Origin of the sequence: Chryseolinea sp. T2, from assembly GCF_037203685.1 — a bacterium.
Lineage (GTDB): Bacteria > Bacteroidota > Bacteroidia > Cytophagales > Cyclobacteriaceae > Chryseolinea.
Genome location: NZ_JBBCAU010000008.1, coordinates 65,268 through 91,745 on the forward strand (window position 1 = coordinate 65,268; position 26,478 = coordinate 91,745).

At 47.2% G+C, this 26,478-nt stretch carries 14 protein-coding genes; 10 read left to right on the forward strand and 4 right to left on the reverse strand.

Annotation, left to right across the window (positions count from 1 at the left end; all coding sequences use genetic code 11):
* The first annotated feature begins 146 nt into the window (after nt 1-146).
* From WBG78_RS23540 to WBG78_RS23575, 8 genes are all read left to right on the forward strand, one after another.
* The gene (locus tag WBG78_RS23540; RefSeq protein WP_337328959.1) at nt 147-3,359 is read left to right on the forward strand and encodes a SusC/RagA family TonB-linked outer membrane protein; all 3,213 of its coding nucleotides are present in this window, start codon (nt 147-149) and stop codon (nt 3,357-3,359) included.
* Between the two features lie 11 nt (nt 3,360-3,370).
* The gene (locus WBG78_RS23545) at nt 3,371-5,026 is read left to right on the forward strand and encodes a RagB/SusD family nutrient uptake outer membrane protein (RefSeq protein WP_337328960.1); all 1,656 of its coding nucleotides are present in this window, start codon (nt 3,371-3,373) and stop codon (nt 5,024-5,026) included.
* A gap of 289 nt (nt 5,027-5,315) precedes the next feature.
* Complete coding sequence (locus WBG78_RS23550) at nt 5,316-8,657, forward strand: SusC/RagA family TonB-linked outer membrane protein (protein ID WP_337328961.1); 3,342 nt, start codon at nt 5,316-5,318, stop codon at nt 8,655-8,657.
* A gap of 12 nt (nt 8,658-8,669) precedes the next feature.
* Nucleotides 8,670-10,415, forward strand: coding sequence for a SusD/RagB family nutrient-binding outer membrane lipoprotein (locus tag WBG78_RS23555; protein ID WP_337328962.1), 1,746 nt, complete (start codon nt 8,670-8,672; stop codon nt 10,413-10,415).
* Nucleotides 10,416-10,427: 12 nt separating this feature from the next.
* A complete protein-coding gene (locus WBG78_RS23560) occupies nt 10,428-11,387 on the forward strand; it encodes a hypothetical protein (protein WP_337328963.1) in 960 nt (319 codons plus the stop codon).
* Nucleotides 11,388-11,613: 226 nt separating this feature from the next.
* Nucleotides 11,614-12,966, forward strand: coding sequence for an aryl-sulfate sulfotransferase (locus WBG78_RS23565; RefSeq protein ID WP_337328964.1), 1,353 nt, complete (start codon nt 11,614-11,616; stop codon nt 12,964-12,966).
* Nucleotides 12,967-13,017: 51 nt separating this feature from the next.
* Complete coding sequence (gene chrA, locus WBG78_RS23570; protein WP_337328965.1) at nt 13,018-14,196, forward strand: chromate efflux transporter; 1,179 nt, start codon at nt 13,018-13,020, stop codon at nt 14,194-14,196.
* Between the two features lie 9 nt (nt 14,197-14,205).
* Nucleotides 14,206-15,237, forward strand: coding sequence for a sulfotransferase family protein (locus WBG78_RS23575; RefSeq protein WP_337328966.1), 1,032 nt, complete (start codon nt 14,206-14,208; stop codon nt 15,235-15,237).
* Between the two features lie 88 nt (nt 15,238-15,325).
* On the opposite strand, the gene WBG78_RS23580 is transcribed toward WBG78_RS23575, so the two are convergent.
* Nucleotides 15,326-16,642, reverse strand: coding sequence for a c-type cytochrome (locus WBG78_RS23580; RefSeq protein ID WP_337328967.1), 1,317 nt, complete (start codon nt 16,640-16,642; stop codon nt 15,326-15,328).
* A gap of 68 nt (nt 16,643-16,710) precedes the next feature.
* On the opposite strand from WBG78_RS23580, the gene WBG78_RS23585 reads away from it, so the two are divergent.
* Together WBG78_RS23585 and hemE are read left to right on the forward strand one after the other, a co-directional pair.
* Nucleotides 16,711-17,241, forward strand: coding sequence for a redoxin domain-containing protein (locus WBG78_RS23585; protein WP_337328968.1), 531 nt, complete (start codon nt 16,711-16,713; stop codon nt 17,239-17,241).
* A gap of 156 nt (nt 17,242-17,397) precedes the next feature.
* Nucleotides 17,398-18,447: a uroporphyrinogen decarboxylase gene (hemE, locus tag WBG78_RS23590; protein ID WP_337328969.1), complete on the forward strand. Its 1,050-nt coding sequence runs from the start codon at nt 17,398-17,400 to the stop codon at nt 18,445-18,447.
* Between the two features lie 137 nt (nt 18,448-18,584).
* Here hemE and WBG78_RS23595 read toward each other — a convergent pair whose 3' ends face one another.
* From WBG78_RS23595 to WBG78_RS23605, 3 genes are all read right to left on the reverse strand, one after another.
* Nucleotides 18,585-20,294: a RagB/SusD family nutrient uptake outer membrane protein gene (locus tag WBG78_RS23595; RefSeq protein ID WP_337328970.1), complete on the reverse strand. Its 1,710-nt coding sequence runs from the start codon at nt 20,292-20,294 to the stop codon at nt 18,585-18,587.
* Between the two features lie 12 nt (nt 20,295-20,306).
* Nucleotides 20,307-23,504 (reverse strand): SusC/RagA family TonB-linked outer membrane protein, encoded by a 3,198-nt coding sequence (locus WBG78_RS23600; protein ID WP_337328971.1) that lies wholly within the window; start codon nt 23,502-23,504, stop codon nt 20,307-20,309.
* Between the two features lie 303 nt (nt 23,505-23,807).
* A complete protein-coding gene (locus WBG78_RS23605; protein WP_337328972.1) occupies nt 23,808-26,252 on the reverse strand; it encodes an ABC transporter permease in 2,445 nt (814 codons plus the stop codon).
* Between the last annotated feature and the right edge of the window lie 226 nt (nt 26,253-26,478).

Genomic DNA, 26,478 nt, shown 5'->3' on the forward strand with positions numbered 1-26,478 from the left:
TGAAAGATCAAACGTTAGCGGTGCAAACGCTATGAGTCAACATGCTGAGCGCCAATCCAAATACCCCATAACGCGTGTTTTGACTGGAAGCTACCTCACGTAGGTTTAGGTGTAAGGAAATTTTTCACCTAACCTAACCTAAACCTATGAAGAGACTTGTACTCATGTACATGTTACTCGCTTCTGCGCTTTCCGCTTTTGCACAGGAGCGAACGATTTCCGGAAAGGTCACATCCGCTGATGATGGATCCGACCTTCCCGGTGTTAATGTCCTCGTGAAAGGGACCACTGCCGGTGCCGTTACCGACAGCAATGGATCCTTTAGCCTGTCTGTTCCGGAATCAGGATCCGTCCTCGTCTTCTCCTTTATCGGATTGAAAACACAAGAGGTCACCATCGAAGGCCGATCGGTAGTGAATGTTCAATTGAGCACTGACGTCACACAACTTTCGGAAATCGTTGTAACCGGCGTCGGCGTTGCAACCGACAAACGCAAACTTGGAATCTCTGTTGAGTCTGTCGCAGCAAGCGAACTGCCTCAGGCACCGACGGCATCAATCGACCAGGCACTCGTTGGCAAAATTGCCGGTGCTCAAATCAGCAGCGTTAGTGGAACGCCTGGCGCTGATGTGAACATTGTGCTTCGGGGTATCAACACAATCAACCGTGGTACTGCGCCGATCATTCTTATCGATGGCGTTCAGGTGGCGGCAACGAACCTGAATACGATCGATCTTAGCACGATCGAACGCGTTGAAGTCGTGCAGGGCGCGGCGTCGGCAACCATCTATGGTGCTCAGGGCGCGAACGGAGTTATTCAACTTTTCACGAAGAAGGGAAAAGCCGGAAAAGTAAACATTGACGTCTCGAGCAGCGTCGCGAACAACACCTATCTCAATGTGGGCAATTTGCGGAAGGCACAGTATCACGCCTTCACCACGGATCAGAACAACGTCGTTATAGGTACGTCGGGAAATCCACTAACACTGGATCCCGAAACGCTTGTCTATAGTGAGAACGTTCAATACAATCCACTTGCGCTCACCAGCAAACTCGACAAGCCTTATGATCAAAACCTAAAGTATTATGATCACTATGATTTTTTCTTCCGCCCTGCTAACACTTTCAACAACAGCGTGTCGGTATCGGGCGGAAGCGATAAGATCGACTTCATGGTGTCGGCATCGAACAACTATCAGGAAAGCAACATCATTGAGAACGGCGCCTTGAATCGTACCAACTTTGTAGCAAACCTTGGCTTTCAGCTTGCCAAGGGTCTTACGTTCCGAACAACAACTCAACTCGCTTACACCAAGAATACAATCAAGACTCTTGACAGGACTATCATCTACAGTGTAAACAACGCGCGGCCATTTGCCAACTTTGATGAACTGGATACTGATGGTGACGTAGCAGCATACTTCGGAGATGCCGTTGGCGTCAACCACTTCAACCCTTTGTATTATCAACGCAATACAAAATACAAAGACAACAAGATTGATATCATTCAAAACTTCAATCTGAATTACAAGTTTCCGAAGTTTGTTGAAGTCGATCTGAAGTACGGCCTCAACTGGCAACAGCAGGAGCAACAAACAGTTTTCCGTAATCAGTCGGACAATAACAACGCAGTGGCTACACAATCATATGTGTCCAACTTTGCCACCGACTATTATGGTGAAATCGACAACTATGCCTTTCACAAAACATTTCAAAACTTCCTTGGAACGGCCATCCTGAAACTTGATTTCAAGAATGACTTCAACATGGATGTTCCTATTGTCGCCACTACTCAGGTGTCTTACGATGTGCGCAAGACCGATTACCGTCATTACATTACTTATGGACTCGGGCTGCCTACGTATACGCCATTCACAGCGAGTCAGGCAACAACCTTTGTCATTCCAGCGGCCGATGTAACGCGGCAAAAGACCGACCCAGTATACTATGGTGGGGACTATACAGAGCCCTTCTTTACGTATGGCTATCTTGTCAATCAACGGTTCGAGTTTGGAGAAGTGGCCGGAGTGTCAGGTGGATTCCGCAGCGACTATTCTTCTTCGTTCGGCAAAGGATCGAAGCCATTCACCTTTCCGCGAGGAGATGCTTATTTGAGAATTTCTTCACTTGGATTCTGGCAGGGCGCAGGTATATCTGATGCAATGCCCGAGTTTAAATTACGTGCTGCGTATGGAGAGGCGGGCATTCAACCAAAGCCTTTCGATCGATATTTGAAATTGGGTACGAAGAGCCTGGGTGAGACAAGCTCATTCTATACTCCAGCGGCACAGCCTAACCCGGGATTGGACGTGGAAGTGTCGCGCGAGTTTGAGATCGGATCTGATATGAACTTCGCTGTGAATGCGAACTCAAACTGGCTTAACGACATTGGACTTTCAGTAACGTGGTGGAAACGCAGTACCGATAATGCGATCTACGATGTGAACGTTGCGCCGACAACCGGCATAGGAACTTTACTGGACAACGCATTCTCTATTGAATCGCGCGGACTTCAGGCATCGTTGAACTTCCAGGTTTTCAATAACAACGCATTGACCTGGAATTTTGTCGCCAACTTCAGCAAGCAGACATCGGAAATAACCTCTACCAACGGACAGGAAATAGTTGTGTTGTCCAGCGCAGGAAGCACTAACTATGTGCTGAAGCCTGGTGAAAAGATAGGACAGCTGTACGGTCGCCTTTCGTTGCATCAGGTTGATGCGCGCGACGCAAACGGTAACTTCTATATTCCAGAAGCCGATCAGGCAAACTATACTGTGGCGAGTAACGGGTACGTTGTAAGTAAATCAACCAAGCAGCCCTATTTCACGTCAGGTCTATACAGTTTCGGAGATCCCAATCCGAACTTTAACATGTCGTTTATCAACGACCTGAGCTTCCGAAATCTGGTCAACCTGTCCTTCCAGTTCGATTGGATGAATGGAAGTCATCTCTACAACCAGACCAAGGAGTGGATGTATCGCGACGGTATTCATAGCGACTATGAAAAGCCAATTACGATCGACGGAGAAACAGGTGCATGGACTGCATTCTATCGGGGAGTATATGCGCAGCGTCAGGCCAACGGTACGAAGGACTATTTCTACGAAGATGCGTCTTTCCTTCGTCTGAGGAACGTATCTGTAGGAGTTGATATTTCCAAGGTGTTTCATATGAATGCCTTTCGCAAGCTTCAGCTTGTACTCACCGGAAGAAATCTGCTCACGTATACGAACTACACCGGAATGGATCCCGAAATCAGCTCGGGTACCGCGAACTCTTCGTTCGACAGAGGCACCGATCACAATACGATGCCCAACTACAAGTCTTATCAGGTTGGCTTGAACATTGGTTTTTAACAGCAACGACTATGATGAATAAGAATAAACTAGCCTATACGCTGATAGCATTTCTTGCAGTGACAACTTTTGCCTGCAAGGACGATCTTGATATTGAAAACCCTAACCAACCTGGGCCTGCCACAGCGGCCACGGAGAATGGAATCATTTCCCTTGCGCAGGGTTCAGTCTATGTCAATGGATTCAAGGAATTGAAATATTACGATGGTGTACCCGGTTATTATTGGACGGGTGCTATGGGTTTCCATGAATTGATGGGAGACGTTATCGGCGAAGAGGCCGCGAACATCTATGGCAACCAGATAGGCTGCCCGGAATATGTTACTCTCGACAACAATTCCAAGGTACTAAATCCAAACGCACCGAATACGCAGCGAAGTTTGCTGAAGCTTGTAAACGTGAATGCCAATGCCGGCCAGAATACACTTTTTTATGAATGGGCATACATGTACGCCATGAATAATGGCTGCAACACTGTGTTGACAACAATCGAAGATGTAGATTTTACTGGCGATGCCGAAACCAAGAAAAAGGTAATTGAAGCGTGGGCACACTTTTGGAAGGGCTATGCCTATTCCCGTATCGGGTCAACTTATTATGCCGGAATCATCAACAACGAATCAAATGCTTCCAACAGTGATTTCGTGACCAAGGAGGAGATTATTGCCGAGTCAAACGCAAACTTTGATGCAGCTGCTGCACTGCTGGCAAGCACGACTGACAACGATGCCTACCGGTCAACTCTTGGGCTACTGATTCCAAGCTTTAACCAGGCCGGAAAGGGTGGCGTTCCGAGTCCTGAAATGTGGACCAGGAGCATCAACACAATGAAGGCACGAAATCTTCTCGTTAATACAACTGTCGCTGTGATGACTCCTGCCCAGTGGAACGAAATTATCTCACTTACCAACTCTGGTTTGCAGGAAGACGACATGGTGTTCACAGGCAGGGCCAACAGCAATGGCGATTTCATATCAGCGACCTCTGGCGCAATAGCACCTAAGTCAACAGGAAATCCGGGCAGCGGGATCACTTATAAAATCAGCGAAAGGTTGATTCAGGAGTTTAAGCCTGGAGATAAGAGGCTTGAGAATAACTTTAATCAGCTGGCGGCACCATGGCGTGGAGAGTCTTCACGTGGCAATTCTTTTAACACGCGTTGGGAGCTTTTGAATGGTGGCGACGGTATTGAAGGAACCATTGTGATGAGTAGTCGTGAAGTAGGCGAGTATGAGCTCTATCTGGCAAGTACACATGAAGAGAATCAGTTGATGAATGCTGAAGCCAAAATAAATACGGGTGACATCGAAGGTGGTCTGGCTATTATCGATGAGATAAGAACTCTGCAGGGTGCAGGTCTAGCTGCCGTAACAGGAACAGGACTTTCGCTCGCCCAGGCAAAGGAAGAGCTTCGTACTGAGCGTCGTATTGTGATGGCTTTCCGGGGCCTGTCCTTTTATGATGCACGGCGATGGGGCGTCATTCGGGATATCAGCGACGGCGGTGGTCGCACAGGTGCTGTTGTGGTTGATGCGACCGGTAAGGTGAACTTCAACGCAACTATTAACTATAACTTCGTCGATTACTGGGATGTTCCTGACAATGAGCTGGTCTACAATCCGCCATCTGCAGATAGCAGTCCCGTAAAAAATCCTGACGGTCAGTAGAACATTTTAATGACTCTTTTAAGAAAGCGGCTACTTATCGTGCCGCTTTTTTTTTGGGCATTTTTGGATGAATGGCAAGAAGCATGTTTAAACTTATGTTGTGTTTTTATGATGGTGCTGAAAATTTTTTTTGAATGATCCTGGGGTAAAGAAAAAACCCGTTTCCACTGATAATTAACGTGATTTCAGTTCAACCGGGGCTTTTTGAACATGGGTAGCTCATTATGTGGTATTTCTTTTTGTCGATTACTCCCCTATTTTAGGGTACCAATTAACCTAACCTAAACCTATGAAGAAACTTCTACTGGCGTGTAGTGCGTTGGTCTTTGCGCTCAGTGCATGGGCGCAAGATCGAGTCGTGTCAGGGAAGGTGTCATCCGTCGAAGACGGAACTAACCTACCTGGCGTCAACGTCGTTCTCAAGGGTACTACTAATGGAACAGTCACCGATTCCGACGGTAAGTACTCCGTGTCTGTATCAGGCACAGATCCAATCCTCGTATTTTCATTTATCGGCCTAACTACCCAGGAAGTAACGGTAGGGCAGCGCAGCGTTGTTGATGTCCAGCTTCAGCAGGATGTTAAGCAGCTCACTGAAGTTGTCGTGACCTCTCTGGGTATGGAGCGCGAAAAGAAGTCGCTCGGCTACTCTGTCGCGACCGTGGGATCAGAAAATCTCGCCCAGCGCTCTGAGCCCGATCCACTGAGAGCACTTTCTGGTAAGATGCCAGGCGTGAACATCACCGGTGGTGGTGGCGCACCGGGTCAGTCAACCAAGATCAACATCCGGGGTATGTCCTCGTTCACCGGCAATACCCAGCCGCTGTTTATCGTAGACGGTATCCCCTTCGACAACTCTACTAATAGTACAGATCCAACCGGTTCTACCACGAATTCAGGTTCAAACACCGTTTATTCCAACCGCGCATTTGACCTTGATCCAAACAACATTGAAAGTATATCTGTATTAAAGGGAGCAGCAGCTTCTGCATTGTACGGATCGCGGGCAACCAATGGTGTTGTGGTCGTTACTACAAAGGCAGGAAAAAAGAATTCCCGTAAAGGACTTGAAGTGACCTATAATGGTTCATTGAACTTCGAGGAACTTTCTGGTATCCCGGACTATCAGGACGTTTACACACAAGGTTCAAACCAGGTGTACAACGGAACATTTATTGGTAACTGGGGTGCTCCCTTTCCTGACCACGTAGATGCCATCAATGCGCAGTACGGCACTAATTACACTAAAACTTACGGTGCGTATCCGGATGGTGTGCCGTATCCTGAAGGCTATGCACCAAACCCTATCGAAATCAGAAACGTGCAACTCGGCCAATCTGGCCTATTTCCTGAATTTGTTCAGCAATACACGCGCACTGACGACGGAAAGACCGTCAGCGTACCTGCACCTTACAAAATTGAACCACACGACATCATCGGCGGATTCTTTAAGCAGGGCAAACTTTGGGAGAATGCAATACAGATTTCATCCGGAGGAGAGCGCGCAAATATTAATGCCGGCTTTTCGAGAATGGATCAGGAAGGGATCGTTCCTAACTCGGAAGCAGATAGGACAACGCTAAGCTTCGGGGGCAATGGTGAGCTTGTGAACGGGCTGAGCATTTCAGGAACCGTTAATTACGTTAACACAAACCAGCAATCGCCTCAGTCCGGTGGTAGTGCATTCAATGACTACTTCTCACAAAATGGTAGCTTCATCGGTGCGACCTCAATCTATTCTCGTCTCTTCTACCTGCCACGGAACTTTGACCTCAACGGACTTCCATTCGAAAACCCTGTAAACGGCAACAACATCTTCTACAGAGCACTTGATAACCCACTCTGGATTGCCAAGTATAACCTGTACAACAGCAAAGTGAACCGCGTATATGGTAACATGACAGTTGGTTACGATGTCACCTCATGGTTAAATCTGTTGTTCAAAGGAGGTATCAACACTTACAGTGAAAACCGCCGCAATATTGTTCGTGCGGGGGGCTCGACCATTCCGCTTGGCCAGGTATACACTGAGGATATTACCAACACTGAGCAGGACTATAACTTCCTTGCGACTGTTGATAAGAACCTGGCTGAAAACTTTAACCTTACTGCTATTGTCGGTATCAACGCTAACCAGCGCGACCTCAGCAGGCGCAAAGTTACAGGTACGGGTATAATCTCGTCCGGGCTGAACCTCACAGATGCGACCTCAACTCAAATCGTGGATTATGACTACCGCCGTCTCAGAAGACTGTATGGCGTATATGGTGACATCCGCTTTTCTTATAAGGACTATCTGTTCCTTAACCTGGTTGGTCGGAATGACTGGTCTTCAACACTTCCTAAGGGAAATAATAGCTACTTCTATCCCGGCGTAAGTTTGTCAGCGGTGTTCAGTGACATGTTTGAACTACCTACGGCGATATCTTTCCTGAAAGCACGTATATCGGCAACAAAAGTTGGTAACGATGCTAGCCCGTACCTTGTAAATTCTGTTTACAACATTACAACTCCATTTACAAACACCAATGGTGTTTGGAACATGGCAACACTCTCCGCGACTTTAGGCAACAAGAATTTGAAGCCCGAATTCACAACGGAATATGAAGGTGGTGTCGAAGCGCGATTCCTTCAAAACCGAATCGGACTCGATCTCACCTACTTCACGCGAGTTTCAACAAGCCAAATTGCATTTGCTGATGTGGCCCGCACCAGTGGTTTTAGCCGCGAGGTGGTTAACATAGGTGAACTCACCAATAAGGGATGGGAGATTGGACTTGATGTAACACCAGTCAGCATGAACAATGGATTCAAATGGAATATATTCGCGGCATACACCCGCATCCGCTCTGAAATTGTTGATGCCGGGCCTTCCGGCGAGATCATCGTCGGTGGTCCTAGCGGAACGCTGGCCACGATTCACCGTAACGGCTATCCTTATGGACAGATTTATGGGAGCAAATATGTTACTGCAGAAGACGGAACACTTTTGATCGATCCAAACACCGGACTTCCGTTCCTTGGCCCTGAGTCACAGATTGTCGGAAATCCTAATCCAGATTTCACCCTCGGCCTCACAAATACCTTTACGTTCAAAGGCCTTACGCTTCGCGCTCTGGTTGACTGGAGACAGGGTGGCGAATTCTATTCATTCACAGGAGCATCATTACTTCTGAGAGGACAATTAGCCAACTCCGTAGACCGAGAGGCGCTACGGGTTGTACCTGGTGTTCTTGGCGATGTTCAGACTGGTCAGCCAATACTGGATGAGTCGAATCAACCTATAAGGAACACAATTCCTATTACTGCCTTCGACTCTCACTTCACAAACGGCTGGGGCGCTTATGGTTCAGATCAGGTGAATATCTACGACGGAACAGTAATACGTCTTCGCGAGATCAGTCTCGGCTATGCAATTCCAAAATCGATCCTTTCTAAGACGCCTTTTGGTTCAGCGCAGATTTCCGTCTCCGGAAGAAATCTTTGGTTCAAAGCACCCAACGTACTCGATGGCTTAAACCTCGACCCGGAAGTGCTTGGAGAATCAGCTGACTCTAACGTGCAGGGCTTTGAATACGGATCGGCGCCAACCGTGCGTCGCTACGGTGTGAACTTAACGCTAACCTTCTAATTGATTAGCAACATGAAAAAGTTTAGAAATAAAGGAGTAGTCCTCTTTCTCTCGATATTGATGGTGTTCTCGGTATCGTCGTGCGACATCTTTGATCTGGATGTTAATACCGATCCGAATAACCCGTCGCAGGCTTCCCTGAACTTGTTGTTCTCGAATGCTATTTTGAATGCGTCATCGACCTTCGCTGCAGATTTGAATGACTCGGCCATGGGTTTTATGAGTCTCACTACTTCAAGTGATGATCATAACATGACGTACAGCACCTGGAACACACAGTGGAATTATTTGTATGAAAATCCACTAACCGACCTTGATCGTATCATCGTTGCCGCAAAAGAAGCGGGAAATGTTCCCAAGCAGCTTGGTGCAGCACAAGTAATGAAGTGTTACTATTTTACACTTATGGTTGACCTCTGGGGTGATGTTCCATATTCTGAAGCATTCCAGGGTGATCAGGGTGTTAAGACACCAGTGTTCGATAAAAGCAAGGATATATACGCAAATCTTCTCGCCACTTTGGATGAGGCGATTGCCAATCTTAGCGCAACAAGTTCCGCTGCAATTGGAGGCGACCTGATCTACAACGGAAACGTTACGCGCTGGATCAAGGCCGCAAACAGCCTCAAGTTGAAATTGCTGGTGCAATCAAGACTTGCAACCGGAGCTAATGACATAGGAGCAAAGGACCAACTTGTGGCATTGATTGCTGCCCATAAAGCAAAACCAATTTTCATCACGAGTCCTGCCGACGATTTCCTTTTCCGTTTTGCGAAAACGCAAAACCCTGATAACCGTCACCCGGCATACCAGGACGGATACGCTGGTGGCGAGGCAGCTTATACTTACTTCGGATCTAAGTTCATGGCTGAAATGCTTGCTAACCGCGATCCACGTACGCCATTCTACTTTAAGAGACAAACGGACAAGGTTCTTAACCTGGAAGATCCTGCGCAGAAGCAAACAGCTCCCTGTTCGCAGCGCGATGATTGCGTATATGGATACTTCCCCATTAGCAACTATGTATCCAACCTGGTGTTTCAAAAGCCTGTCGGTGACCTGTCAGCTGATGAGAAGGATTACCTAGCAGGCTTCTTTGGAAGGGATAGAGCCGATCCATCAGGAGTACCCAACGATAACGCTATCCGTACTACTGTAGGTGCATATCCAGCTGGCGGCTTATTCGACGATGAGGCAGAGGCTGGTGGTAACAACCAGGGCTCTGGCGACGGTATTTTCCCGATGATCACCTCATGGATGGTGAAGTTTTACCTGATCGAGGCTCAATTAACTGTTACTGGTGCAGATGCTGGCCAAAGTAACGAAGATCTTTTAAAGAGCGCGCTGACAGATCAATTCGCGCGGGTGATCTCTCTTGGATCGGCCGCAGATCCCGATGCATCCCCGGAATTGGCAAAGTGGGGCGAAATATACGATTGGCCAATCGAATATACGCTGCCCGAAGATTATATCGAGGACGTAGTATCCGATTACACAGCATTTACTGGAAATAAGCTGCAGTTTGTATTGAAGCAAGCATGGTTTGCAAACTATGGAAACGGATTTGAAATATATACCGCCTTCCGTCGTACCGGATTCCCTGGCGATCTGCAGGAACCACTTCAGATCCCACGACAGTTTGCACTTCGAATTCCGTATGGACAAAGTGAGGTGAACCTGAATCCAAATACGCCGGTCCTGAATTATGATGCGCCTGAAAATGCGTTGTTCTGGGACGTGCTTCACTATCAGTTCTAAAGTCGAGAAACCATGAGAAAGATATATCAATACTCAGCACTAACACTTATCGCCGCGCTATCCTGCGTTTCCTCCTGTAAGGATGAAGACCGGGTAATCGTTCCTGAATGGGAATCCGGCGTGCATGGTCTTGGCGAGTTCGCAGCGACCACCGCAGACGTAAACTTCATCAAAGGTGATCCATCTGTTGACCTTACAATCGACCTGTTATGGAATTCGATAGATCACAAAAATGAAGTAACAAAAATCGACCTGTACATTGCCTTTAATGAGGCTTACACCGATCCATCTGGTAATCCAAAGACAGCGAAGCACGGTGGCGACCAGGGCAAATTGTATAGTTCGATGGAAGGATCAACAGTCCCTAAGGACAAAGCAGTAACAACGTTTACCATCTCGCAAAACGATGTTTATGCGCTTTATAAGGATGATACGTATGACTACAAAGAAGATGGCAACCAGGTTCCTGTTTGGAATAATCCTGATCGTCCTGACCGTACCACGGGCGACTTTAAGTTCGTCGACGGAGATGCTTTTCAGTTGAAGTGGGTATTCACAACAGCGGATGGCCGCGTGTTCGATAAATGGGGCGTTTCCGTTTGTACAGAATTTCCCGGGGCCAACTGTTCAGTTAACTGGGCAGCAGTTTGCTCTCAGACCATCAAGAAACCCGCAGGTGACTGGACCATTAATTTTGTAGACTCCTATGGCGATGGCTGGAACGGAGCTGCCATTAAAGTGGTAGTAGACGGAGTCGGCACAGACTACACCCTGGATGACGGAGGCGAGGGCAAAGAAACAGTTACCGTTCCTGACGGCACGGAGACACTCACGTTCGAATATGTGTCTGGTGACTATGACGAAGAAGCAAGCTTTACTATCGTATCGGCAAAAGGCAATACGATTGCAAAAGGTGGTCCTTCTCAGGCTGCTGGCACACTTACATTGAACTTGTGTAAGGAGAACGAATAATACAGATCACCAATTGCCAAACCAATACGGAGGCTGTCTCTTAATCGAGGCAGCCTCTATTGTTTTTAAGAACAATCAAATTTTAACGAGGATTGCCTTTTGAACACGATTCTACATTCATAGCGTCAGCGATTTGCAACTTGCAATAACTCTAACTACGAACTATCCCTGCGATTTAGTTTCTTTGAGGCCTGGCCCGAGGTGACATATCAATCAAGAACTCTTCATGAACCGGATCAACGTTTTAGCAACCACCTTCATTCTGTTGTTTACCGGATGCATTCGGCAAAGCCTCGATCCGAAGATCAGCTTCCATAATAACAATGTGTTGTTGCCAACGCTGGAATTCTCGACATCAGAAGACACAGAGGCCTATGTGGAATACTGGCCAAGAGATCATACCGATCGGCTGCAACGGTCCGGCCAATCAACAGGCAAACATCACCGGATCATACTTGTTGGAGTAACTCCATCAACAACATACGACTACACGATACATACGTCGAACCCGGAACGCGTAACCAATACTCTCACGTTTTCAACATCACAGCTTCCAGCCGGAGTAACACAGATCAGGAAACAGTTAATCGACACAACACAGTTTAACGGATACGTTCTTGTACGCCGCCTTTCTCCTCAGGGTGTCGATGTGATGCTCAACAATGCGGGGGATATTGTCTGGTATCACATGTACGATTCTGTCGTGCGCCGGCCTTTTAACTGGACATCCAGGAATACTGTTCTATCGGAGGTTGATACTGCGCGAATAGTTGAGTACGACCTTTATGGCGACGCGGTCTTTGACATGGACCTGAAAGACTATAACATTCCAAACATGCTTCACCACGATGCCGCATTTGATGCTAAAGGGGATATAGTAGCTCTGACACATGATTCTGTAAAAATGGACCTTCGGAAGTTTGGTTATGGTAACGAACAATTCATTCGTGGCGATGGCATCGTAGTAATAACAACAAAAGGGAAGAAGGTATCAGAGTGGAACATTCTGAATGTATATGATCCCCACGACCATCCCAACCGAAAACTTGACCTCACTCATTCGCTTGGCCATGCTAACAGCCTCGCTATTGCGTCGGATGGCAACTACGTTGTTTCATTCAGGGATTTTTCACAGGTGTGGAAGATCAATGCTTCGGATGGATCCATCATGTGGACTCTTGGCGATGGGGGAGATCTCAAACTCGCTAAAGAAGGATTCTTCCTCCGTCAGCACGCGGTCTGCTTTAACGATCAGGGCGAGCTGATGCTGTTTGATAACGGCGATCGAAAGATCAGGCCCGAATCCAGAGTACTTTCGTTTGTGATAGATGAGCAGAAGAAGGAAGCTGTATTAAAAACAAAGGTCGTACTTCCCCGCGAGCTGTCTGCCGAGAAAATGTGCAGTGCTGTTTCGATTGAACCAGGCAAGTATCTGGTGTGTACCACCAAAAAGAATGGGATAATTACAGTAGTTAACGACTCTGCCGAGGTGCTGTGGCGTGTGGATCTGAGCAATCCTTCATACCGCGCATACTATCTTGATGATCCGTTTACATCCAAACGGACCACAGGAAAGTAACGCCAGAGTTTATCGATTTCGCTTAATAGAAAATCAGATCATTGACTGAGTTTGGAATACAAGTCGACCTTTCACCGGTATTTTTATCTGTTCAAGACCTTTTTACTGATCGGTTCGACGTCGTTCGGTGGATATATGTCGCTCATTGCAATGGTGCGCAACAAGATGGTTGTACGCGACAAGACAGTTAACGATGACCTGATTACAGAGGGCATTTCGCTTGCCTCGATGTTGCCTGGTCCCGCCGCCGTTAACGTCGTGACATACGTTGGATTCAACATAGCGGGACTTCCAGGAGCTTTGCTGAGCATGCTTTCGGTGCTGCTTCCATCTTTTGTGTTGGTACTGAGTTTGACCTATTTCTACCTGTACGCCGGTGATGCCGTACAAATTGATGACATTCTGAAAGGGATTTTTCCGGTTGTGGCGGGAATCATTTTCTCTACAGGGACATCCATGGGACAAAAGATCTGCACCAACTGGAAGCATTATGCGATTGCCGCAATAAGCTTTGTCGTTGTATTTCTGTTCAAGTCGTACTGGTCGATTGTCATGGTGTTGGTACTGTCGGCTGTAGCTGGTATCGTAATATTCAGAACGCATGTGGACGTCCCGTTGCGTCAGTCGCGCGAATGGAAACCGGTTGTGATGTGGCTATGCGCATTCACCGCCGTGCTGGTGGCCGTCAGTTGGTTATCGTCCGGCACCTTGTTGGGCGATATCTTCAGACAGTTTTCGACCGTGAGCCTGTCCCTATTCGGCGGAGGATATGTAATGATACCCATCATGAAAAGCGTGCTGGTTGATCAGTTGGGTTGGATTACGGACCAGGAATTCATTTATGGAATTTCCATTGGACAGGTTACTCCTGGCCCCATTCTCATTAGCGCTACCTTCTTCGGGTTCAAGCTGGCGGGCTTCACCGGTGCGGTCGTGGCTACCCTGGCGATATTCGCGCCATCGGCAATTCTTATGTTGATGTTGTCCGTCATTTTCGACGTGCTGAAGCAGAATCGGTTCGTTCAATCCGCGCTCATGGGTATCAAGCCATGTGTGGTTGGCATGATCCTGTATTCAGGCGTTTCCATCGTCATCACTCATATTGAGAATACCTATGCGTTGGTAACTATTACACTCACGGCGCTATCCTTCTTCCTGGTGTTTCGCTTCAATACTTCCAACGTGCTGCTGATCATTGGAGGTGCTCTCGCCGGATATCTGTTATATTGATGTCACACGATGGAAAACAAAAATATTCTTAGAGCCATTCAGTTTATCGGGACACAGCGCTCTGGTTCGAATCTCCTGCGGTTGATGCTGAATCAACTACCAGAAATCTCGGCTCCTCATCCACCACATATCCTGAAGACATTTTTTCCAATACTCCCCCGTTACGGCAACCTTGATGAAGCACAGAACTTTCTGCAGCTCGCCCTGGATGTTTGCGCATGGGTTAACGCGAATCCGGTACCATGGGAAGGCGTTACCTTTCATGCGCACAAGATCGTAAGTCAATGCAGGCGACGCTCCCTGATAGAGTTGTTTCGATGTATTTATGAAGTAAAGGCAGTTCATGACAACGCGAAATACTGGTGTTGTAAAAGCATGGAGAGTGTGAATTACGTTGAGCAGCTGGAACAGGAGGGCATCGAACCATACTACATTCACATATATCGGGATGGACGTGATGTAGCGCTTTCATTCTTAAAAGCAATCGTTGGACCCAAGCACGTATATCACCTCGCAAAGAAATGGGCTGAGGAGCAGACGGCCTCACTTAAAGTGAAAGAGAAATTGGGCCCCTCCAGAGTGATTCAGGTTCGTTACGAAACGCTTATTCATGATCCCCGTTCTGAAATGCATCGTATATGCCGCGCGCTGAATGTTCCCTATTCGGATGAAGTGTTCGAATACTATCATTCGGCCGAATCTTTAAATACAGCTTCGTCCGGTCAGATGTGGAAGAATGTGGTAAAGCCCATTATGTCCGGCAACCATGATAAATTCAGGCGTGAATTTTCGGAAGAACAGTTGGTCGTGTTTGAGCGTATAGCCGGGCCGGTGCTTAACGAACTCGGATATGAAAACATTTTCTGGCCAAACGTTCCTCAGGCTCCCTTTACAGCGGCTGAACTTGCGGATTTCAAACATGCTGCGGAGGAACGGTACGAGGAGGTTATTCATGACGCAGAACAAGGCGAACTTGAACGCAGAATACCACAAGAACAATTGATGAAGGAGATCCTGTCACGGCCTCCATCGCAGATGTAAATAGTATCACAGATGTGAACAATCCGGTGGCCTTTTAGTCCTTAATCAACAAGCAGCAAGTCAGTTCTCAGGAAAAGCAAGGGTGATTTCAATTGTGGTTTGCCGAGTACGGGTCAATGTTTTCGTCGCCCGGTTTATAAACAATATAGAACAAAATCATATCGAGCATTTCGCTCGCCGTTTCCCATCCATAGGTTACCGTCTTGGGCGGCCGCGTTGGATTGGCGGGGTTTTGCATCGTATTGTCAAATGTAGCTTCAACAAAAATACTTGATCCGCGTGGTATCTTTTGAAGCTTGCTGAATTGATAGGTCTCCTGCCAGTTGAAATCCCAGTTGTCGATCTTGATCAGAAAAATTGCATCTCCCTCGGGGGTGACGGCAAATGCTCTGAAAGTTTTTCCGAGAAAGTGCATGTGAGGCAATACAGCAACGGCCGAAATGTCAATAGGGATCGGACCAAACTTGGAATAGAAAGTTTTTGATTCGTCGGCTGGAATTACAAATGGTCCATTCGTTATGTTTTGTTCTGCGATAGCGAGCGAATAGACCTCGCGTAGCGAATCCTCTTCGGTGAAGTAAAAGTTCACGGTCGACTGGTCTTCCTGATTTTCGCGCCGGTTTGGTGAGTAGTGAATGTTTACAATAATATCCGAATCTTTATACAGCTTCTTGCCTGTTCCTTTGGGGAATTCAATGGCGAAATTACCGGGCACCCAACCGTAAAGGAACTTGTCAACAGGTGGATATTTTTCAAATTGGTTCACCTTTGGATCATTTGCAGAAAGTCCATGGATGTCGCGTACCTTATGAGTGGTGTCCGTCATCAGTCGGCTGTGATGAACAAGTCGTTTGTTTCCGGGAAGGAACTCTATCTTTCGTATATACTTATCACTGCCCAATTTGGATTGTACATTAAAAAAGCGAAAGTCGTCCGTTCCTGTTGCCGGTATGCGATAGGGCTCTGCAATTTTCAGGCTCAGATCGGGACTGTCGAACGGCGCTTCTTCGTAATGGTCTTTTCGCTTTTTCGGAGCTTTGCCCTTTGGCATTCCGCCGCTAACCCAGGATTGAATTAAGTTGATCTCAGTATCGGTCAGGCTACGCGCATTCCGGTATTGCTGAAAGCCAAGGTCAGCTTTCCACGGCGGCATGTAACGATCCTTCGTAACGCGGGCAATGAAGTCACCCTTGTTCGAAACGTCCTCGAAAGTTATCAGGCTGAATGGCCCGGCCTGTCCAGGCCTGTGGCACGGCGTGCAATTCTTAGCAATTATAGGTTCGATGTGCTCATAGAAGGTCACCCTGCTAGTCTGCGCGAGGGACACAGACTTACTGCCAATAGATAAAAGAATCACGGCAATGACTCGTGGCAAATGCGAAACCTTCTTTTTACCTCCAAACATTGTCGAGCTGAGCCTACCTTTCTTAACTTTCGGCCCCCATGCAACACCGTTGAGGAGGGAGCAGAATCATGCTAAATATATTTATTTGTGCTCAATTTTTGGCTGGTTTTTGCCTCGCGTTTGCGCATGAAACAGTCCCGCAACGGAGGGACAAACAGGCATTGCGGGTTTACGTATTTCTGGGAACAGATTGTCCCATCAGTCAGGATTACGTGGGTGTATTGAATGAAATGACTGTCCGTTATAAGGATAGGGTGACATTTATGGGGTTTGTGCCGGATACAGGCCGGGCTGACGAAATTAAAGAATTCAAAGACGAGTACGAGGTAAAATTTGACCTCGCCTCAGACAAAAATATGTCGATGATTAAGAGCTACAATGTTCATTCAACGCCTGAAGTTGTGCTGCTTGACAATGACAACGTAGTGCAATATCAGGGTGCCATTGATAACTGGTACTACTCATTGGGGAAACACCGGCAATCGCCAACTGAGAACTACCTTAAGGATGCGATTGAGGGTTTGTTGTCGGGTAAGGCTGTGGAGATTAGAAGAACTGAAGTGGTAGGATGTATCATCAATATGACTCATGTGCATTGATTAACCTCATGACACGTGAGCACTGATGGATGAATAGAAATTCACACGGGCATCGATTATGTGGCATACGCTTGTTGAAATCTAATATACTCATCGGAGCAAGTTCAAGGATGCAGGCGGAATTATACAGAGATAACAAAACAAATAGTTAAGAAGATGACTTTGAGTAATGACCTACTTTTGAAAGCAGCGAAAGGAGTTCCCACCGATCGGACGCCAGTGTGGCTCATGCGTCAGGCAGGACGCGTGTTGCCTGAGTATCGCGTCGTTCGTGAAAAAGCGAAAGACTTCAAAGTAATGGTCAAAACTCCGGAGCTGGCTGCAGAAGTTACTATTCAACCCGTCGACATACTCCAGGTCGATGCAGCTATTATCTTCTCCGACATACTGGTCATCCCCGAAGCCATGGGCTGCAACTATCTCATGGAAGAGAATAAGGGTCCCGTTTTTCCACAACGTATCCAAAGCATTGCAGACCTTAACACATTACATGTATCTGCAGCGGAAGAGCTGGACTACGTTTACCAGGCCATCAAGCTTACGCGTCGTGAACTGAATGGAAGAGTTCCATTGATTGGCTTCGCCGGTGCTCCCTGGACGATTTTTTCTTACATGACAGAAGGAAAGGGAAGCAAGACGTTCAGTGCCGCGAAGAAGATGCTGTATCTCCAACCGGAATTCTCACACCGGTTGCTCGACATGATTACCGAAAGCACGATCAATTATTTGAAAGGGCAAATCAAAGCGGGCGCGGATATCATACAGATCTTTGATTCATGGGCAGGCGTGCTTGGTCCCGAACAATACAACGAGTTCTCACTGAAGTACATTAAGAAGATCTGCGACGCCATAGAGGAGGTACCCAAGATTGTGTTTCCCAAGGGCGCATTCTTTGCGCGCACTGAACTGGAGAAACTCAATTGCCAGGTCGTTGGGCTCGACTGGAACATGGGCATAGCAGAATCACGTGCTCTTATGCCATCAAAAGTATTACAGGGCAATCTTGACCCATGTGCATTATACGGAACACTTTCTGATGTGAAAGCTGAGGCGCGCAAACTGGTCGACGGATTTGGAACCAGTAAGCATATTGCCAATCTCGGTCATGGTTTGTATCCGGATACTGAAGTGGATAAGGTGAGATGTTTTATTGATACAGTGAAGGAATATAGCACTTCGAAGAAGTCGGCGAGGGCTGGTGTTTAGGGTACACGCAGTTAACAGAATGACTCAGCCGTGAAATTAAAACCCTGGCAAAAACCACTGGTTCTGAAATTTCAAACCCTATCACAAATAAAAAGAGGCTGCCTGATGCAGCCTCTTTTTCTAAAGACAATCTGTTACTATCTCGGATTTGTCGTCGGAGCGCTTCCCTCAGCCGGAGGGTTGTAAGCAAGCTCGTTGTCCGGAACATCCCAATAGTCAAGGAAGTTGTATTCAATTGTTGTATTTCTGAATACGGTACCCGTTCTATCCAGAGCAACGGCTCCGGTTCTCCCACCGCCGGAAGCAAGAGGATCAAGAATGCCCCATCGACGTGCATCATAGTAAGAGAGTGCACGGAATACCAATCCTATACGGCGTTCACTCTTAAGTTCTGCAATGGCCTGTTCTTGCGTAAGGCCAGTTCCGGAGACAGCTGCAAGACCTGCGCCCTGCGCTGTGCGAACCTGATCAATCAATGTAAGCCCTTCGTCTACCGACCCTTTGAATATGAGTGCCTCGGCGCGCATAAGAGCATTCTCTTCGTAAGAAGATGCCATGAACAATTCGTAACCACCGGCACTTTGGTTAGACCACTGAATTACACTGGCGAGGCCTGGAGTTGTCGCCCGGTTGATCAACTCCCAGCGGGTAAAGAAACTGTTGCCGCGTGATACTTCACCGATATATGGCGTTACACCACCCTGTGCATTTACTCTTAGCTTAACATTGTTTTTGAACCTGAGGTCTGCTGTAAGCTCTCCACCTTTGAAATCCTGTACGAGGCGTTCCGTGATCTTGTAGGTATTGTTTGGTCCGGTTGCTTTAAGCGATACCGTTCCTGTTGTAGGATCGAGGAAGTCTGCAGTCGTGTTCGATCTGCCGGTAAAGACAAAGTCTGAGCTTGTTACACCTTCGGAGGTGAGTGCCAGGATTTGGTCCCACTGTGTAGCGGTCATAGCAACAAGACGAGAGTTTACAAGAATGTTCCTTGCCTTTAATGTGTTGATTGTTCTGATCCACATAGCTGGAGTCAGAAGTCCGCCTTTTCCGACAAGGTTGAAGCTTGGAATCAAACCTGTTAAGGTCGAATTGTAGTCCGCGTTTTGCGTCAATGATCCGAGAATTGAAGCTGCTTCATCAAGGTTGCGATTTGCTTCTGCGATCACGGCTTCTTTGGCGACGTAGTTACCGTTTGTTCCATTGATCACCTCGCCATTCGGTTCATCCACAATTAAGCCCGCATAGTACATGGAACCGATTCGGGAGTATGCAAAACCTTTCCACCAGCGTGCCCATGCCTTCAGGACGTTCTTCTTTGTCTCTGCATCGCCGGTAAATTCAACTTCATCTACAGTAGCAAGAATGGTGTTGCAGGCGTTGTTCAGACTGTACATATATGCCCATTCGAAGTACAATGAGTTTTGTCCAGCCGTCGAGTTGAGGTTTGAAGTGATACGAATGAAATCGACCTGCTTGTTTGGCGAGTTAGGATTTAACAGAGTCGTACCATTGTCAAACGTAACTTTATCGGGACAGCCGATCTGATTAATGAAGATGTTGGCGATATCTGTTCCAATAACATCGGCCATAAGCTCGTGATTACCAATTGCACCAGACCAGAAGTGACCTGGAACACCGTCGTAATATTTAATACCCAGGTTGGTGCCACCGAGAAATCCAGACTTGTAGATGCCAAGGCCAAAAGAGATGAGACCTGTTTCAGTCTTAATAGCATCAGGTGATGGCTGATTGGGATTCTCCACATCCAATTGCTCGGAGCAGGAGAGAGCGGCTGCCGAAAGGAGCAGAGTAAATCCCAGCGTTCTTAATTTATGAATGATGTTCATAATGTTCTTTGATTAAAGGCCAATGTTGAGTGTAACCTGATAAGACTTGAAGTTGGGCATTGTGTTGTGGTCAGTACCACGATCCCATGCTGAGCTACCTTCAGCAGAAGTATCAGAGCTGATTTCAGGATCGAAACCAGTGTAGTCTGTGAGCGTCCAAAGGTTGCGTCCTGACAACACAAGCTGAAGCTTTTTGAAAACTGGCATTGTAAACATCTTGGCCAGATCGAGACCTACAGATACGTTACGAAGGCGGAGAAATGTTGCATCTTCATAGAAGTAGTCCTTTGTTCCGTTGGCTATGCGTGCAGCATAAAGTCCACGATAGAAAGCTGTCCACGCCTGAGGCTCTTCACCCTCGATTGAAAATGTTTTCGTGTAGTCAGAGCTGATACCGTCACGGAACATCCATCCTTTTGTCTGATTATACAAATGGCTCTTGTATACCCAGTCGAACTGAAATCCAATGGAGAGGAAACTCTTGTAGTTGAATTCATTGATGAATGACATGTTGAACTTCGGATTGGGATCGCCGAAGCTATACTTCTGAGCAGTGAGATAGGGTTGCTTCGTTGTCTTATTTACAACGTACCCGTTACTAGCCACTGCATAGTTGGCTTGCTGCGCCTCAGGGATGAAATAGTTTCCGTTTTCATCTACCGCATCAACTGCATGCAGCATCTTGTTACCATACAACTGACCAATCTTCAGGCCTGGCTGAAGGATATAATTCGTGCTGCCCGCCGCCGCTGTCATGAGGATCGGTTGATTGCCAACTACAGACAAAATCTTGGATGTCTGGCTGCCGTAATTTACAGTTGTGTTCCAGGTGAAATTGGATCCACTGTAAACTGTTGAGTTTAAAGAAACCTGGAATCCATGCGAGCCGATGCCGAAGGCGTTGTCTTTTACTGTTCCAAGACCTACTGAAGGAGCAACATCCACGTTAAAGATCGAATTGTCCGTTCTTCTGTCCCAGTAAGTCGGGCTTATCGCGATGTCGTTCAGCCACGGTGTGTTTTTCAGAAGACTCACTACCATATCGATGCCGGCTTCAAACTCTGACGACACTTCCACCTGTAATGCCGAGTTGCTTTGCTGATGGGTGTAGAAGAACGCAGGGCTAGTTCCAACCGTTGTCGGGTTGACGGTGATATATCTGTCGAAGGGTTTGGGCTGTATACCGGCCTGGCCATACGCCGCGCGGAGTTTGAATTCCGGAATCGCCTCCGAGATGCTGCTGTTCTCCCAGAAGCCCAGTGCCGAGAGACGCAAGTAGGCATCCCCACGGCCGAAGATGAAAGGCTTGGAGCCTTGTCCGAATGCCGACGAGTAGTCGCTGCGAAAACCGCCCGATACTCCGGCGAAGTCGTCATAGTCGAAACGCTGATTCACCAGGTAACCATACGTAACGAATGGCTCTTCATAGTCGCGGTACACGCGCCACGAGCTTGTGTTCGCTGCATTATAAGGCTCGTATGTAGCAGGGAGTCCGATGGCTGCAGTTGTAAACTCGCGGATTACGTTCTTTCTGAAATCAAACATTACCTGCGTCGAGGACTTCAATGGCAACTCCATGTTGAAATCATCCTTGAAGTCGAAGGTAAAAGTTGAGCTCGCAAGGAAGTTCTGGAACGTGATTGAGTTATTGTACTTTGTGATATCACCAGTGTTCGCGGTATTGTAGTTTGAAATGAACTGCTGGCTGTTTTGGCTTGCCCAGTAACGCACGTTCTGGTTCTTAGACTGGTTCATGTATTCAAGGCGACGCTCCTGAACCTGATAGTTCAGACCGTACTTAGCGTCAAGTTCAACAAACTTTGGAAATTTGTAGTTGAGGTTGAAGCTTTGAATAATATCGATCTTCTTGTCGTTGTTATCCGTATACTGCTGACGAAACAGAGGATTACGTGAGTTGATACCGATCGTCTGATTGAGGTAGTATGGGATAGAACCATCGGTCGTAGTCGCTTCGAAGTCTGCGAAGGGATAAGCGTTCATCATCTGATAGATGATGTCACGATCGCGGGTCTTTAGCGTGCTTTTTGTAAAGGCAACGTTGGTAATGGAGCGAAATGAAAGTCCTTTTGCCAGAGTAGTTCCGACATTCGCTGTAAAATTGCTGCGGTCCCAGTAGCCATTGTTAATCACGTTGCTTTCCTGATGGCTGTTGGAAGCTGAGATAGCAAAGTCCATCTTTTCGCTTCCCCCGGATACCGATACACTGTTGTTGATCGTGTTGGCTGGGCGAAAAAAGAGCGACAGGTGATCATGATACTGAAGATTCTGATCATACTCCTTGCTGTTGGTGACGGTCGGGTCCAGTGAAAAGTACTGAACATTTTCAGAGTAGGCTCCCGTCGCCGGGTCTACGGTTAACGGGTTACCTGATGCACCTATAACAACATTGTCGGAGTTTGTGACAAACGCATGCTTGTCTGCCTTATGTACATTACCAATGTTCAGGTACTCATTTCTGGCAACACTTGACGAGATGTCAACGCTTAAGCGGCCAGCTTTACCTCGCTTAGTAAAAAGCTGGATTACTCCATTTGCACCCTGCGCTCCATATATCGTTGCTGCTGCAGCTCCCTGTACTACTTCAACCCGATCGATAGTACTTAGATCAATAGTATTCAGTGCAGTAGCACTCATCTGAACACCATCTATAAGGATCATCGGATTGGTTCCTTTGTTAATGGTGTTAATGCCTCGTAACAGAATGTTAACGGGCGCGCCAGGCGTACCGCTTGTGCTGGAGATCTGTGCGCCGGCTACTTTTCCAACAAGTGCCTGGTCGACAGACGCGGTTGGCGCCTGAGGAAGTTCACTTGATGAGACAGACGAAACAGAGATGGCAATCTTGCGTTTGTCGGTGGCTACACCGACACCTGTCACTACGACTTCACTCAGTTGCCGAACATCGGACATCATCTTAATTGAAAGCGTATTGCTTTCACCAATGACTACTTCCTGAGTTGCAAGACCAATAAATGAGAATACCAGCGTGCCGCCGGTCTGCGGTACTGCAAGTGAGAACGAACCGTCGGAGTCAGATACAGTTCCGACGGTTGTTCCTTTAAGAATAACGTTTACTCCAGGAAGGCCGACTTCGGCCTCATCAACGATTTTACCTGTCAGGTTCCGGTCTTGAGCGTAAGAGCATAATGCGCATACCATTCCTAACAGGAAAAGTAGAGATCTCTTCATGTGTGTGGGTTTAGGTTAGGTGACTAATCTATAGAGAATAAGACACACCAAAAAGTGAGTTTAAACACTCACGACTATCAACACATGAATCTTAGTGAGAGGTGTAACATGCAGCTACAACGATTGAATGAACAGGAGTAATCGTGTTCGAAGCGACGAACTGACAATCAAAAAAATAGTTATAACATTTTTTTAAAAGAGCCATCCACGTAAGACATTTTCGTCTCGACGACGCCGAGTCTTTTAACTTGATGGGGTAGGGCAACCGTTAGATGCTGTATCCCGGGCGTTGGTGAACGGGCGCTATTCGCTGCGCAACGACTTTACCGGATTTACCATGGCGGCCTTTATGGATTGATAGCTTACGGTGATCCAGGAGATAGCCAACGCGGCAAGTCCAGCTACCACGAATACCGTCACGCCAACGTCGACTCTATAAGCGAAGCCGCTAAGCCACTGATCCATTACATACCAGGAAGCGGGAATTGCCAGTACTAATGCAACAACAATGAGTTTCGAGAATTCGACGGAGAGCAATAACACAACACTTCCAACGGTGGCTCCAAGGACCTTTCTCACACCGATCTCCTTTGTTCTTAGGCTGGCGGTGTAAGCGGAGAGGCCAAAGAGTCCGACGCAGGCAATGATGATAGCCAGCGATGCAAAGATGGCGAACACTTGTCCTGCCCTGCGTTCCGCGTCGTAGTGTGCCTTCAGATCCTGGTCGAGATAAGTGTATCGGAATGTCTGCTCAGGAGCAAGCTGTTTCCAGTTCGCCTCAAGGTCCTGAATTATCCTTTGATGATCACCGGGTTCAACACGCACATAAACGTGGCCAGCTCCTCCACCGAAGCTTTCATTGCTTTGAATAGCCAGCGGTGTGATAGGATCATGAAGCGTCTGGAAGTTAAAGTCTTTGATAACCCCGATGATTGTATATGTTACTTCGACATTGCCGTTAGGAGTTCGCTGTAATGCAATCAGCTTCTTGCCGATTGGATCTGAAATGTCCATTGTACGTACAGCCGATTCGTTAAGGACAATGGAAAGAGAATCGTCGGTAGCAACGGAGTAACCATGCCCCGCTATGAACTCAAATCCAATTGCCTCTGCAAAATTATCGTCTATAGCTGTCGTTTTCGTTGTGAGGATCTCGGTTGAGCCCTCCGGCTTATACTGTGCTCCGAAGAACTCGTCTGCGCGACCCAACAATGAAAAGCTGGTTCCCACTTTCCGTACTCCTTTCAAACGCTCAGTTTCATCAACATAAGTTTGTAATTTGTTGTTAAGTGTAAATGCACGCATCACAACAATCACCTGTTCTTTGTCATAGCCAAGTGACTTGGATTGCATGAAGTTCATTTGACGAACAACCACAAGCGTGCCGACGATGAGCACGATCGAGATGAAGAACTGAAATACCACCAATCCATTTCTTAACCATGCGCCTTTTGCACTTGAAGTGAATTTCCCTTTCAACACAAGTATGGGATGGATCGAAGACAAAGCGAATGCCGGATAGCTACCAGCCATAAATCCAACGACTGCGGCCACGCCAATCAATACTCCGAACAGCAATGGAGTGTATCCTATTGAAAGATGTTTGCCGGCGAGTTCATTAAATGAAGGTAATGCAAGCTGCGCGAGACCAACTGCAATAAAGGTTGATAGCAATGCAAGTAATACAGACTCTACAAGGAACTGCCAGACCAGCTGACCTTTCATTGAGCCCATTGTCTTACGAACACCAACTTCACGCGCGCGTTCGGCAGATTTCGCGGTCGCCAGATTCATAAAATTGATACAGGCAATCGTCAGTATTAACACCGCTACGAAAATCAGGAAGTAAACATAGTTGAGGTTCCCTCCGGGTGTCAGCTTGCCTTCGATGTTTGTAGGATCCAGATGGATATCCGCTAACCCCTGAAGACTATATCGATATCCATTGCCTTCTCTTTTGTATTCCTCCCATGACTTGCCAAGGTCCCGTTCAATTTGCGCCGAGGCATAAGTGTCGACCATTTTTGGAAACTTTGCTTCGAGGGCACGAACATCAGTACCTGGTTTCATTAGTACATAGGTGTGTGCAGAGAAGGTTATAAAGTTTTCACGTTCTCCGGGCGCGAAGATATTGGCGTCAAACTTTGTAAGGAAGTCGAACTTCATGTGCGAATTGTTCGGCACATTTTCACAGATGCCGGTCACGCGAAATTCTCTGCCAAAGAGAGTCATTGACTTTCCGACTGGATCGGCGTCGCCGAAGTAACGCTTCGCTGTTTGTTCGGTAATAACAAGATCAGATATTGTCTTCAGAACTTTCTTCGAATCACCTTTCAGCAATTGAAGCGAGAATACATCGAAGAAGTTTGAATCCGCGGCGAGGACAAACTCTTCTTCAAACTGTTTTCTCTCCTGGCGTTCATCTATATAGCTGACCTGGGTTTCGTTTGGGCCGGCCAGCCTTACCGTTGCTTCAACTTCAGGGAAGTCACGCGCGATCGCGTCAGCATAAGAATGGGGGATGATCGCATAGTTGGTAATGTGGTTTGGATATTTTCGCTCGAGCCAGACTTTATAGATTCTATCTGCCTTTGCATGGAATCGATCGAAGGAAAATTCGTCGAGTACAAAAAGGGTAATGAGAAGGCAACTGGCGATACCGACCGAAAGTCCGAGGACGTTAATGATCGTGTAGGCACGTTGCTTGAGAAGGCTACGAAGGGCGATTTTCAGGTAGTTCTTGATCATGGGCCAGGCTTTATGAGGATGGCGGCTTTCCAACGGCACAGGCCTGAATCAAGAAACGAAATCCATCCGCACAACCCAATGCCCAAGAATGAAATCGCTCGCCGATCGAGCAAATCCAATCCTCGTGCCATAGGCGATAACCGTTAAATATCTGAGTATGACGGGATTCTCAGCCAAATAAAGAAAGAAGAGTGTCCGGAAAAGCGCGTTCGCGTCCGTAATCGAA

Bases quoted from the DNA above. Each gene is read 5' to 3' on its own strand.
- hemE (WP_337328969.1), top strand. From the start codon at position 17,398: ATGACTTTGAGTAATGACCTACTTTTGAAAGCAGCGAAAGGAGTTCCC.
- WBG78_RS23585 (WP_337328968.1), top strand. From the start codon at position 16,711: ATGCTAAATATATTTATTTGTGCTCAATTTTTGGCTGGTTTTTGCCTC.
- WBG78_RS23560 (WP_337328963.1), top strand. From the start codon at position 10,428: ATGAGAAAGATATATCAATACTCAGCACTAACACTTATCGCCGCGCTA.
- WBG78_RS23575 (WP_337328966.1), top strand. From the start codon at position 14,206: ATGGAAAACAAAAATATTCTTAGAGCCATTCAGTTTATCGGGACACAG.
- WBG78_RS23580 (WP_337328967.1), bottom strand. From the start codon at position 16,642: ATGTTTGGAGGTAAAAAGAAGGTTTCGCATTTGCCACGAGTCATTGCC.
- WBG78_RS23550 (WP_337328961.1), top strand. From the start codon at position 5,316: ATGAAGAAACTTCTACTGGCGTGTAGTGCGTTGGTCTTTGCGCTCAGT.
- WBG78_RS23540 (WP_337328959.1), top strand. From the start codon at position 147: ATGAAGAGACTTGTACTCATGTACATGTTACTCGCTTCTGCGCTTTCC.
- WBG78_RS23565 (WP_337328964.1), top strand. From the start codon at position 11,614: ATGAACCGGATCAACGTTTTAGCAACCACCTTCATTCTGTTGTTTACC.
- WBG78_RS23605 (WP_337328972.1), bottom strand. From the start codon at position 26,252: ATGATCAAGAACTACCTGAAAATCGCCCTTCGTAGCCTTCTCAAGCAA.
- WBG78_RS23595 (WP_337328970.1), bottom strand. From the start codon at position 20,294: ATGAACATCATTCATAAATTAAGAACGCTGGGATTTACTCTGCTCCTT.
- WBG78_RS23545 (WP_337328960.1), top strand. From the start codon at position 3,371: ATGATGAATAAGAATAAACTAGCCTATACGCTGATAGCATTTCTTGCA.
- WBG78_RS23555 (WP_337328962.1), top strand. From the start codon at position 8,670: ATGAAAAAGTTTAGAAATAAAGGAGTAGTCCTCTTTCTCTCGATATTG.
- WBG78_RS23600 (WP_337328971.1), bottom strand. From the start codon at position 23,504: ATGAAGAGATCTCTACTTTTCCTGTTAGGAATGGTATGCGCATTATGC.